Source organism: Streptomyces cynarae, from assembly GCF_025642135.1.
In the GTDB taxonomy this organism is placed as follows: domain Bacteria; phylum Actinomycetota; class Actinomycetes; order Streptomycetales; family Streptomycetaceae; genus Streptomyces; species Streptomyces cynarae.
Map to the genome: position 1 here is coordinate 5,705,428 of NZ_CP106793.1, position 12,444 is coordinate 5,717,871.

Consider the following 12,444-nt stretch of genomic DNA (forward strand, 5'->3'; position numbering starts at 1 on the left):
GTGCGACCGCACGGCCCGGGGCGCTCGGGACGCGGTCCGTGCGGGTGACTCCCGGCTGCCGTCACCGCGTGTCGCCCGTGCCCAAGGCCGGTGAGTGCAGCACCGGATGTGCCTGCGAGCCCCCCACGCGCGCGCGTGCCGTGCGCGGCAGGCCTAGAGGGCGTCCTTGCGTGTCAGATGGTTGAAGAAGAGCCACCCGGGCAGCACCGGCAGCCACAGCGTCAGCAGCCGGTACAACAGCACCGCGGGAGCCGCGACCTCCTTGGGGAGGCCGACGGCGATCAGACCGACCGTCAGGGTCGCCTCGACCGCGCCCACACCGCCCGGAGTCGGGGCGGCCGAGCCGAGGGCGTTGCCGGCGAGGAAGACGACCGCGACGCTGGCCAGGCTCAGCGTGGTCCTCTCCTCGTGGCCGAACGCCCGGATCGAGGCGTCCAGGCACATCACGAAGGACGCGGTCAGCAGCAGCATGCCGCCGATGCCGGTGACCAGTTTCTGCGGCCGCTGCAGTACGTCGAGCATGCGCGGGACGACACCGGCGAACAGCGACCGCACGCGCGTGACGACGAATTTCCGCAGGAACGGCACGGACGTGACCACCAGGACGAGCACAGCGACCGTCAGCAGGCCCGCGATGACCGTACGGGACGGGGACAGGGACGGCGTCTTCTCGGTGCCCGTGAGGTATCCGAAGGACAGCAGCATCAGGATGTGACAGCCCAGCCCGAACAGCTGGGAGGCGCCCACGCTCGCCACCGCGAGCCCCGGCCGCACCCCCGCGCGCTGGAGGAAGCGCGTGTTGAGCGCCACGCCCCCGACCGCGGCGGGCGCCACGATCTTCACGAAGGACCCGGCGACCTGAGCGGCCACGGTCCGCACGAACGGAACCCGCTCGGGCACGAAGCCCAGCAGCGCCATCGCCGCCGCGACGTAGCTCAGTGCGGAGAAGAACACGGCCGCCGCGACCCAGCCCCACTCGGCGTTGGCGAAGAGGGTGCCGAACTGGATGTGGGTGAGCTGCGTCAGCAGGAAGTAGGCGCCGACGGCGCCCGCCATGAAGCTGATCAGCGTGCGCGGCCGGACCCGCTCCAGGCGGGCCGGCTCCACCGGTGCCTGCGGCCGGATGCGCAGCACCTGGTGGCGGATCTGGGTGAGCAGGTCCTCCTCGCGGGCCTCGTCCAGCGCCTCGTCGATCGCCCGCTTCTCGGCCCGCTGCTCGGCGCGTACCGCCTTCTTGTCGGGCTTGTCGAGGACGACCCCGGAGCCGTCGTGCGTCTCCTCCCCACGGGCCGCCTTGTCCTGCCGGGACGCTTCGAGGACCGCTTCCCGCTCGCGCTCGGCCCGTTCCCGGGCCAGCTTCCGGAGCGTCGCGCGCGTGGAGCGGGTCAGCGCGATGGGCTGGAGCATGGGCAGACAGTCGGCGACCGCGTCCGGGCCGAGCACGTCGACCGCGGATGCCACCGCCCGCTCGGCGCCGACCCGGAGCCCGAGTGTGGTCAGCAGCTGCGCGATGTCCATGCGCAGCACCAGGTCACCGGCCGCGATCTCGCCACCGCGCAGATCCGTCAGGATGACGGTGCCGGAACGATCCACCACGAGGGCGTCACCAGCGAGCCGACGGTGCGCGATGCGCCGCGACTGCAGCGCCCGCACCTGCTGCCAGGTGTCGTGCAGCAGTTCGTCGTTGATCTCCTGATCGGCCAGCTGGTCCAGGGTGCGGCCGCCGGTGTGCTCGTAGACGAGCATCACGGCGTCGGGGCCCAGCTCGGAGGTCGCGATCAGCTTGGGCGCGTTGGCGCCGGCCGCGATGGCCGCGTACGCGAGGAGCGCCTCCTGCTCCAGGGCCTGCCGCAGCGACTGCAGGCTGCGCCGGGTGGTGATCCCGCGCAGCGTCAGCCGCCGCCACACGCGGTAGAAGAAGCCCTGCGCCTGTTGCTCGCGGTCGACGACGGTGACGTCGAGGGGCGGGCCGTCCTCCAGAGTGACGAAGTAGCGGCGGCCGCGGTCGCCGTTGTCCGCCGTGTCGTGCATCTCCTCGCGTGCCGCGCTCACGGGGCGGAAGCCGACGGTGCGCAGCCCCGCCATCAGGGTTCGCCCGGTGGGCCGTACGTTCGGCGAGCCCACCGCGTACAGCGTTCCGGCCGCCACACTCCAGCCGATCAGCACCGTCAGAATGATCGAGAACGGTGTGGTGTAGCCGGTGACCAGCATCGAGAAGGCGTCGAGGAGCAACACCACCCACAGCACGGCACGCCAGCGCGGCCTGCGTGACATGCCCACGGCCGTCATATACGCGATGACGGGCGCGAGATAGCCGTGCACCGGATCGGTCAGGGCGTGAATGTCGCCGGGGGAGGGCTGAGTGAGCGCTTCCTGGATGGAGGGCGGGGCGGCCCGGGCGACCCACAGGTCCGTGGCGAGTGTCACTCCGTGGGCCAGGACCGCCGCGAGGACGCCGTCGGCGATGCGCACCCCGTCCCGCTTGATCAGCCGTTCGATCGCGAAGGCGACCGGTACCAGCAGGATCGCGATGCTCGATGCCAGACCCGCGAGCTTGATCAGCAGATCGGGTGCCTGCCCCGTGCCCCTGTTGATGTCCTGCTCGAGCCCCGACGTGGTGCCGTGCGCGAACGCGGCGACCGCGAGCAGCACCCCGATCCCGAGCACGCCCACCAGAAGCCGCATCAGGTCCGAGGGACGGTGCACGCGCGCGGGGAGCAGCGGTTCGTCGCCCTCCACCTCGTCGTTGTGGGCGTCGGCGCCCTCCTTGTCCCGCTGCGGTCCCCGATGGGCAGCCGCTGTCCGCGGCGTGTCGTCGCCAGGTGCCGGGGCGGGTCCGGCTGCGCTGTCGGGCGCCTTCTCGCCGTGGCTGTCGCGCGTCGTCTCGCGCGCGAGGTCGCCGGCGAGCGTCTCCTGGTTCGCTTCTTCGTTCGCCTCTTCGCCGGCGTGTTGGCCCGCGGCGGCGGTGTCAGGGCGCGACGAACCCCCAGGGGTGCCCTCCGCGCCGTCGGGGTGCACGCCCTGCTGCTTCATCGTCTCTTCTTGGTCTCGTATCACCAGTCACCGCCCGCACGATGGTGGCATGCCCACCCGACACACGGGGGCATCAGGGTGCAAATGCGGGGGCGCACAGTCTGCCCGAAGCGCTGCGCCGGGGCGAGGGTCACGCTCGGCCGCTCTCTCATCACATTGTCGGTGTGGTGGGGCAGGATGGGGCGGATGAGCGAGGAGAACCTTGCGGCGGACTCCCTGCCCGAGTACGCGGAACGGGTCCTTGACGTGGCCGAACGCATTCCGCCGGGGCGCGTGATGACGTACGGGGACGTCGCCGAGTGGCTGGAGGACGGAGGCCCGCGCCAGGTGGGCCGTGTGATGGCCCTCTACGGCGGAGCGGTCCCCTGGTGGCGTGTCATCCGCGCGGACGGCGTACTGCTCCCGGGCCATGAGCTGGAGGCGCTCGGCCACTACCGGGCGGAGGGCACCCCACTGCGGGAGGCCGGCCGCGCCTCGGAGGGGCATCTGCCGCGGGTCGACATGAGGCGGGCGCGCTGGGACGGCGTCGAACGCGCGGAGGATCACACCTGACAGCTTCCGGTATCGGACGCGCCGAACGGGCATGCCTCGCTCGTACGGGTGAATTAGGGCGCAAGCGTGGCCTGGCGTACGTTCGTGGGTTGGGCGACCAGAGTGACTGCCGTGACGCAAGGGGCATGCGGGAGGTCGGGGAAGCCCTGCTTCCGCGGACCGGGCGGGCGTAGCGTCGAGGGCGCGCGTCCGCCTCATCCCGCGACCACCGCCCGCCACGCGCGGCAGCCCTGCCCGCCGCCGCCCGACCACCATCCCTCGACGACGGCGTTCCGCGCCGCCAGTGACCAGCACGAGTACGACCACCAGGACCGGCGAACCACGTGAGCTCCTCTTCCTCCACCAGGCGCCTGCCGCACCCCCGGGTGCGGGAGGGGAGCCGTGGCGCTTACCGACTGGTGCGTACCCCGCCCGTCCGGGTGGATCCCCCTCGACTGGACGCGAGCCAGCGCGCGGTGGTTGAGCACGAGTCCGGCCCTCTGCTCGTTCTCGCGGGTCCGGGCACCGGGAAGACGACCACGCTCGTCGAGTCCGTCGCCGCCCGGATCGCCCGCGGCGGCGACCCGGAACGCATCCTGGTGCTCACCTTCAGCCGCAGGGCCGCCGTCGACCTGCGCGACCGGATGGCGCTGCGCACCGGCGCGGCGCACGCCCCGCAGGCGACCACTTTCCACTCGTTCTGCTACGCCCTGGTCCGCGCCCACCAGGACAGCGGCCTCTTCGCCGAGCCCCTGCGGCTGCTGTCCGGCCCCGAGCAGGACGTGGCGGTGCGCGAGCTGCTCGCCGGCCAGCCCGATCTGGAGCGCCTCGGCCTCGCACACGTGCGTTGGCCCGACGAGCTGCGCGCCTGTCTGACCACGCGTGGCTTCGCCGACGAGGTCCGCGCCGTGCTGGCCCGCAGCCGGGAACTCGGCCTCGGCCCGGACGCCCTGCGCCGCTTCGCCGAGCGGACGGGCCGCCCCGACTGGCAGGCCGCGTCCGCCTTCCTCGCCGAGTACCTGGACGTCCTCGACCTCCAGGGAGTGATCGACTACGCGGAGCTGGTGCACCGTGCGGTCCTGCTGGCTCGCCGCCCCGGCGTCGCCGAGCGCATGGCCGGCCAGTACGACGCGGTCTACGTCGACGAGTACCAGGACACCGACCCCGCTCAGGTACGGCTCCTGCGGGCGCTCGCGGGCGACGGCCGGACCCTGGTCGCCTTCGGCGACCCCGACCAGTCGATCTACGCGTTCCGGGGCGCCGACGTGAACGGCATCCTGGACTTCCCCCACGCCTTCCCGCGCACCGACGGCGCACCGGCGCCCTTGGAGGTCCTCAGGACGTCCCGCCGCTCCGGCGCCGCTCTCCTGGCCGCGACCCGCCTGCTGACCCAGCGCATGCCGCTGACCCGGCTTCCGGCGGAGAAGGTACGCGCCCACCGGGAACTCGCCGCCGTACGGGACGGGGGCCGCGTCGAGGTCTACACGTACCCCACCCCGGGCACGGAGCTGGACAACATCGCCGACATCCTGCGCCGGGCGCACCTGGAGGACGGCGTTCCGTGGGGCGAGATGGCCGTCCTGGTGCGCGCCGGAGCCCGCACGATCCCGACGGTCCGCCGCGCCCTGACGGCCGCGGGAGTTCCCCTGGACATCGACGGCGACGACCTGCCGCTGCGCCACGAACCGGCGGTGACCCCGCTGCTGACGGCGCTGCGGGCGGTGGCGCGGGCGGAGGCGTCGCGAACAGGGTCGGAGGAAGCCCAAGAGGAGGGGATCGAACGGGAAGCCTGGCTGGACACCGAGACCGCGCTCACCCTCCTCGCCTCGCCGCTCGCCGGTATGGACGCCGCGGACCTGCGCCGCCTCGGCCGTGCCCTGCGCGAGGAGGAGCGGGTGGCCGGCAACCCCGCACCCCCGCCCTCCGACGACCTGCTCGCCCGGGCGCTGGCCGAACCCGAGCGGCTGGTGACGCACGACCCGGCGTACGCGCGCGGAGCCCAGCGCCTCGGTGCGCTGCTCAGGAAGGCCCGCGAGCGGCTCGCGGACGGCGGCACCGCAGAGGAGGCCCTGTGGGTGCTGTGGGACGGCACGCCGTGGCCCAGGCGCTTGGAGAACGCCTCCCGGCGCGGCGGCGCGGCCGGGCGCAACGCCGACCGCGACCTGGATGCCGTGTGCGCCCTGTTCGCGACCGCCGCGCGCGCGGAGGAGCGCACCGGCGGCCGGGGCGCCCTGAACTTCCTGGAGGAGATAGAGGCCCAGGACATAGCCGCCGACACACTCACCCGCCGCGCCGTGCGTCCTGACGCCGTCCGCCTGATGACCGCGCACCGCTCCAAGGGACTGCAGTGGCGCCTGGTCGTCGTCGCCGGAGTCCAGGAGGGCCTGTGGCCCGACCTGCGCCGCCGCGGCTCCCTCCTGGAGGCCGACCGTATCGGCCGTGACGGGCTCGCCGAGCCCCTCACCCCGGGCGCGCTGCTCGCCGAGGAGCGCCGCCTGTTCTACGTCGCCTGCACACGCGCGCGTGAGCGGCTGGTCGTCACCGCCGTGAAGGCCCCAGCCGACGACGGGGACCAGCCTTCCCGCTTCCTCGTCGAACTCGGCGTCGAACCCAGGGACGTCGCCGGCCGCCCACGCCGTCCCCTGTCCGTCGCCGCCCTGGTCGCCGAACTGCGCGCCACGACCGTCGACCCGCGTGCCTCCGACGCCCTCCGTGCGGCCGCCGCCCGTCGGCTGGCCAGGCTCGCCGCCCTCACCGACGAGGACGGACGGCCCCTGGTGCCGTCGGCCCACCCGTACCGCTGGTGGGGCATGTGGGACCCGACCGAGAGCAAGGTGCCGCTGCGCGACCGCGACCAGCCCGTCGTGCTCTCCGGAAGCGCCCTCGACCAGCTCGCGAACACCTGTGCCCTGCAGTGGTTCCTGGGCCGCGAGGTGAAGGCCGACACGCCCGCGACCGCCGCACAGGGGTTCGGGAACGTGGTGCACGTCCTCGCCGACGAGGTCGCCTCCGGTCGCACCCCGGCCGACCTGGATGTGCTCATGGAACGCCTGGACTCGGTGTGGAACGCGCTCGCCTTCGACGCGCCGTGGAAGTCCGCCCAGGAGAAGGACAACGCGCGCGCGGCGCTCGAACGCTTCCTGAAGTGGCACGTCCACTCCAATGGCGCCCGCGCCGGGCGCACCCCGGTGGCGAGCGAGCACGACTTCGACGTCACCCTCGAAGCGGGCGACTACCAGGTGCGTATCCGCGGCTCCATGGACCGGGTGGAATCCGACGGCGAGGGCCGCGCCTACGTGGTCGACTTCAAGACCGGCAAGCAGGTGCCCAGCGCCGCCGAGGTGGACCGTCACCCGCAGCTCGCGGTCTACCAGCTGGCCGTGCGCGAGGGCGCCGTCGACGAGGCGTTCGGCGGCCGGCGTCCCGAGCCGGGCGGTGCGGAACTGGTCCACCTGCGGCAGGGCGCCGCCAAGAAGGACGGCGGGGACACGCTGCCCAAGGTGCAGGCGCAGCACCCCCTGGAAGGTGAGTGGGCCGGGGAGCTGCTGGCCACCGCCGCCGGCAAGGTCCTCGACGAGCATTTCTCCCCGACCACCGGGCAGCACTGCACGCACTGCGCGTTCCGGGCGTCGTGCAGCGCGCGGCCGGAGGGCCGGCAGGTCGTGGACTGACAGCACGGGTGTGACCAGTCGCACCACCCGTGCTGACCAGCACATCGTCCGGCGCGGGCAGGCAGCTCGGCACCCACTGTCAGTGGCCACCGATAGCCTCTCCGTCATGCCCGCACGTATCACCGACCCCGAGCAGCTCAAGGAGCTCCTCGGCATCCCCTTCACCCCGGAGCAGACGGCCTGCATCACCGCGCCGCCCGCCCCGCAGGTGATCGTGGCCGGAGCCGGGTCGGGCAAGACCACGGTGATGGCGGCCCGCGTGGTGTGGCTCGTCGGCACCGGTCAGGTCGCCCCGGAGCAGGTCCTCGGGCTGACCTTCACCAACAAGGCGGCCGGTGAACTCGCCGAGCGTGTCCGCAAGGCCCTGATCAAGGCGGGCGTCACCGACCCGGACGTGATCGACCCGGACAACCCGCCGGGCGAGCCGGTGATCTCCACGTACCACGCCTTCGCGGGCAGGCTCCTCACCGACCACGGCCTGCGCATCGGACTCGAACCCACCTCGCGCCTGCTGGCCGACGCCACCCGCTACCAGCTCGCCGCACGCGTACTGCGCGAGGCGCCCGGCCCCTATCCGTCGCTGACCCGGTCCTTCCCGGACCTCGTCGGAGACCTGCTCACGCTCGACGCCGAACTGGCCGAGCACCTCGTGGCTCCGGAGGACCTGCGCGCCCACGACGCCGAGCTGCTGCGCACCCTGGAAGGCGTCCGGCTCACCAACGCCGACCTGCGCAAGGTTCCCGAGACGGCCGCCGCCCGCCGGGAACTCGCCGAGCTGGTGATCCGCTACCGGGCGGCCAAGCGCGAGCGGGACCTGCTGGACTTCGGCGACCAGATCGCCCTCTCCGCCCAGCTGGCGGGCCTCCCCGAGGTGGGCCGCATCCTGCGGGACGAGTTCCGCGTGGTCCTGCTCGACGAGTACCAGGACACGTCGGTGGCCCAGCGCGTCCTGCTCGCCGGACTGTTCGGCGGCGGCAGCGGCCACCCCGTGACCGCCGTCGGCGACCCCTGCCAGGCGATCTACGGCTGGCGCGGAGCCTCCGTCGCCAACCTCGACGACTTCCCCGAGCACTTCCCGCACGCCGACGGCCGCCCCGCAACGCGCCAGGCCCTCAGCGAGAACCGCCGCAGCGGCGGCCGCCTCCTCGACCTCGCCAACGGCCTCGCCGCCCCGCTGCGCGCGATGCACGCGGGCGTGGAGGCCCTGCGCCCCGCCCCGGGCGCCGAGCGTGACGGCCTGGTGCGCTGCGCCCTGCTGCGCACCCACTCCGAGGAGATCGACTGGATCGCCGACTCCCTCGCCCACCTGGTGCGCACCGGCACCGCTCCCGGTGAGATCGCCGTCCTGTGCCGCACCGCGACCGACTTCGCTCAGATCCAGGGCGCCCTCGTCGCACGCGACATCCCGGTCGAGGTCGTGGGCCTGTCCGGGCTGCTGCACCTGCCCGAGGTCGCCGACCTCGTCGCCGTCTGCGAGGTCCTGCAGGACCCCGGCGCCAACGCCTCCCTGGTCCGCCTCCTCACCGGACCGCGCTGGCGCATCGGCCCCCGCGACCTCGCACTCCTGGGCCGGCGCGCCCGCTTTCTCGTGTCGCACGCGCGAGTGGACGGCGACGAGGACCCGGACCGCAGGCTCGTCGCCGCCGTCGAGGGAGTCGACCCGTCCGAGGTGATCTCGCTCGCGGATGCCCTCGACACCTTCCTCGAACTGCCCATGGAGGCCGAGCGGGAGGACGACGGGCTTCCGTTCTCGCCGGACGCGCGCGTACGGTTCGCACGGCTGGCCGCCGAACTGCGCGACCTGCGCCGCTCCCTCGCCGACCCGCTGATGGACGTCCTGCACCGCGTCCTCGCCGTCACCGGGCTGGAGGTCGAGCTGTCCGCGTCCCCGCACGCGCTGGCCGCCCGCCGCCGCGAGACCCTCTCGAACTTCCTGGACATCGCCGCGTCCTTCGCGGCCAACGAACCGGACGCCAGCCTTCTCGCGTTCCTCGGCTTCCTGCGCACCGCCGCCCAGTACGAGAAGGGCCTGGACAACGCACTCCCCGGTGGCGAGAACACCGTGAAGGTGCTCACCGCGCACAAGTCCAAGGGGCTGGAGTGGGACGTCGTCGCCGTCCCCGGGCTCGTCAAAGGCACCTTCCCGAGCGCCCAGGGCCGGGAGAAGTGGACCGCGCAGGGCAAGGTGCTGCCGCACGCGCTGCGCGGCGACGCCGACACCCTGCCCGACGTCGAGACGTGGGACTCCCGCGGCCTGAAGGCCTTCCACGAGGCCATGAAGGAGCACCAGCACACCGAGGAACTGCGCCTCGGCTACGTCACCTTCACCCGTCCCCGCTCCCTGCTGCTCGGCTCCGGCCACTGGTGGGGCCCCGCCCAGAAGCGCCCCCGAGGGCCCTCGGACTTCCTCCAGGCCCTCTACGAGCACTGCGAGGCCGGACACGGCGAGATCGAGGTGTGGGCCGACCCGCCCGCCGAGGACGAGGAGAACCCCGCGCTCCACGACGCGGCCACCGATCACTCCTGGCCGCTGCCGCTGGACGAGGCGGCCCTGGCCCGCCGCCGCGCCGCCGCCGCGACCGTACTCGCCCACCTGGAGCAGGTCGCCTCACACGAAGGCGCCCAACCGGCGGCCGACCACGACCCCTCCGCGTACGACGACCCGGAATGGCCGCCACCGCCGGACGACGAGGACCTCTACGACGACCCCGACGGGGAGGAAACCGCCCGCGAAGCGTTGCCGCCCGCCGAGGAGGAAGCCGCCTGGGACGACCACGCCGAAGCGGACGCCTCCGACTGGGACTCCTGGACGACCCACCGTCCCACGCCCCCTTCCGCGGCCCCCCACGCGCGCGTACCCGCCGGCGACGGCACCCCCACCGTCCCGCACGCCCGACGGCACCCGTCCGAGGACGCCCCCGCGCTCATCCCGGAGGAGGCCCGCACCGTCGCCTCATGGGACCGCGATCTGGACGCCCTCACCGGAGAGCTGCTGCGCGCCCGCGCGGCCGTCACCGACGTGCCGCTGCCGCCGTCGCTGACCGCCTCCCAGGTGCTGCGCCTGGCCGCCGACCCGGACGGGCTCGCACAGGAACTCGCACGCCCCATGCCCCGCCCCCCGCAGCCGGCGGCGCGCCGGGGCACTCGATTCCACGCCTGGGTGGAGGCACGCTTCGAGGCACTGCGGCTGCCGATGCTGGAGCCGGAGGAGCTGCCCGGCAGCGACGCCGAGATCGCCGACGAGCGTGACCTGGAGGCCCTCAAGGACGCCTTCGAACGCACCCCGTACGCCCATCGGACCCCGTACCGCGTCGAGGCACCTTTCCAGCTCGGCATCGCCGGCCGCGTGGTACGGGGCCGTATCGACGCCGTCTACCGCGTGGACGGTGAGGACGGCACGCAGTACGAGATCGTCGACTGGAAGACCAGTCGCGCCCGCACCGCCGACCCGCTCCAGCTCGCCCTGTACCGGCTCGCCTGGGCCGAGCAGCAGGGCGTGCCCCTGGACGCCGTCAGGGCCGCGTTCCTGTACGTCCGCAGTGGCGAGGTCGTACGCCCCGAAGGACTCCCGGACCGGGCCGCCCTCGAGCGGCTGCTGCTGGCCGGCGCCTCCGGTGGGGAACCGGCGGACAAGGATGTCAGCGCGGGCCGATAGGCTCGAGACCATGAGCGAGACCCCGGACAGCGCCGTCCGCACGTACATCGACAGCCACCGCGCCGCCTTCCTCGACGACCTCGCGGAGTGGCTGCGCATCCCGTCGGTGTCCGCCCAGCCCGAGCGCGCGGGGGACGTGCGTCGCAGTGCCGACTGGCTCGCCGCCAAGCTCCAGGAGACCGGCTTCCCCACCGCCGAGGTGTGGCCGACTGCCGGAGCCCCCGCAGTCTTCGCCGAGTGGCCCTCCGACGACCCGCAGGCACCCACCGTCCTCGTCTACGGCCACCACGACGTCCAGCCCGCCGCCCGCGAGGACGGCTGGCACAGCGACCCCTTCGAACCGGTGATCCGCGACGGCCGCCTGTACGCGCGCGGGGCCGCCGACGACAAGGGCCAGGTGTTCTTCCACACACTCGGCGTCCGCGCCCACCTCGCCGCCACCGGGCGCACCGCCCCGGCCGTCCACCTGAAGCTGCTGATCGAGGGCGAGGAGGAGTCCGGCTCGCCGAACTTCCGCACCCTCGTCGAACAGCACGCCGACCGGCTCGCCGCCGACGCGGTGATCGTCTCCGACACCGGCATGTGGTCCGCGGACACTCCCACCGTCTGCACCGGCATGCGCGGCCTCGCCGAATGCGAGATCACCCTGTACGGACCCGAGCAGGACATCCACTCCGGGTCCTTCGGCGGCGCCGTGCCCAACCCGGCCACCGCGGCCGCCGGCCTGGTCGCCGCCCTGCACGACGAGCACGCCCGCGTAGCGATACCGGGCTTCTACGACGGCGTCGTCGACCTCACCGACCGCGAACGCGAACTCTTCGCCGAACTGCCCTTCGACGAGGAGCGGTGGCTGCGGACCGCCCGGTCGACCGCCACGTTCGGGGAGGCCGGACACAGCACGCTGGAGCGCATCTGGGCCCGCCCCACCGCCGAGGTCAACGGCATCGGCGGCGGCTACCAGGGCCCCGGCAGCAAGACGATCATTCCGTCCTCCGCCATGGTCAAGCTCTCCTTCCGGCTGGTCGCGGGCCAGGACCCCGACCACATCGAGAAGGTGGTGCGCGCCTGGGCGGCGGATGCGCTGCCCGCCGGGATCCGGCACGAGATCACGTTCGGCTCGGCCACCCGCCCCTGCCTGACGCCCCTCGACCACCCCGCCCTGCAGTCCGTCGTACGCGCCATGGGCCGCGCCTTCCAGCAGCCCGTCCGCTTCACTCGTGAGGGCGGGTCCGGACCCGCCGCCGACCTCCAGGAGGTCCTCGGCGTACCCGTCCTGTTCCTCGGCATCTCCATCCCCTCCGACGGCTGGCACGCCCCGAACGAGAAGGTCGAACTCGATCTGCTCCTCAAAGGCGTCGAAACCGCCGCATACCTGTGGGACGACCTGGGGGAGAACCGCCACGATGCCGACTGACGAAGAGCGGGGCACAGGGGCGCCCGGGCGAACCGCCCGGCGCGGCACACTGGAAGGGCCGCCCCGCCCGCCTGACCCGGTCCCCGCCCGACCTACGCCTTGCTGAACCGCCCGCCGAAACCACCGTTGCACCGGGGGAG

At 73.4% G+C, this 12,444-nt stretch carries 5 protein-coding genes; 4 read left to right on the top strand and 1 reads right to left on the bottom strand.

Translation table 11 applies throughout. The features are described from left to right. Positions 1-153 precede the first annotated feature (153 nt). The gene (locus N8I84_RS26155; RefSeq protein WP_263231939.1) at positions 154-3,033 is read right to left on the bottom strand and encodes a lysylphosphatidylglycerol synthase transmembrane domain-containing protein; all 2,880 of its coding nucleotides are present in this window, start codon (positions 3,031-3,033) and stop codon (positions 154-156) included. A gap of 186 nt (positions 3,034-3,219) precedes the next feature. Here N8I84_RS26155 and N8I84_RS26160 point away from each other — a divergent pair, with 186 nt between their 5' ends. The 4 genes from N8I84_RS26160 to N8I84_RS26175 all read left to right on the top strand — a co-directional run bounded on the left by N8I84_RS26160 (position 3,220) and on the right by N8I84_RS26175 (position 12,304). Continuing rightward, entirely contained in the window at positions 3,220-3,585 is a 366-nt protein-coding gene (locus tag N8I84_RS26160) for an MGMT family protein (RefSeq protein WP_313884286.1), read from the top strand. A gap of 323 nt (positions 3,586-3,908) precedes the next feature. Then, positions 3,909-7,235: an ATP-dependent helicase gene (locus N8I84_RS26165; RefSeq protein WP_263231942.1), complete on the top strand. Its 3,327-nt coding sequence runs from the start codon at positions 3,909-3,911 to the stop codon at positions 7,233-7,235. Positions 7,236-7,341: 106 nt separating this feature from the next. Continuing rightward, entirely contained in the window at positions 7,342-10,890 is a 3,549-nt protein-coding gene (locus N8I84_RS26170) for a UvrD-helicase domain-containing protein (protein WP_263231944.1), read from the top strand. A 10-nt stretch (positions 10,891-10,900) separates the two neighbouring features. Then, positions 10,901-12,304 (top strand): dipeptidase, encoded by a 1,404-nt coding sequence (locus N8I84_RS26175; RefSeq protein WP_263231945.1) that lies wholly within the window; start codon positions 10,901-10,903, stop codon positions 12,302-12,304. Positions 12,305-12,444: the final 140 nt, after the last annotated feature.

Excerpts from the sequence above, each read along its gene's own strand:
- N8I84_RS26155 (WP_263231939.1), bottom strand. The coding sequence starts at position 3,033 with ATGAAGCAGCAGGGCGTGCACCCCGACGGCGCGGAGGGCACCCCTGGG.
- N8I84_RS26170 (WP_263231944.1), top strand. The coding sequence starts at position 7,342 with ATGCCCGCACGTATCACCGACCCCGAGCAGCTCAAGGAGCTCCTCGGC.
- N8I84_RS26160 (WP_313884286.1), top strand. The coding sequence starts at position 3,220 with ATGAGCGAGGAGAACCTTGCGGCGGACTCCCTGCCCGAGTACGCGGAA.
- N8I84_RS26175 (WP_263231945.1), top strand. The coding sequence starts at position 10,901 with ATGAGCGAGACCCCGGACAGCGCCGTCCGCACGTACATCGACAGCCAC.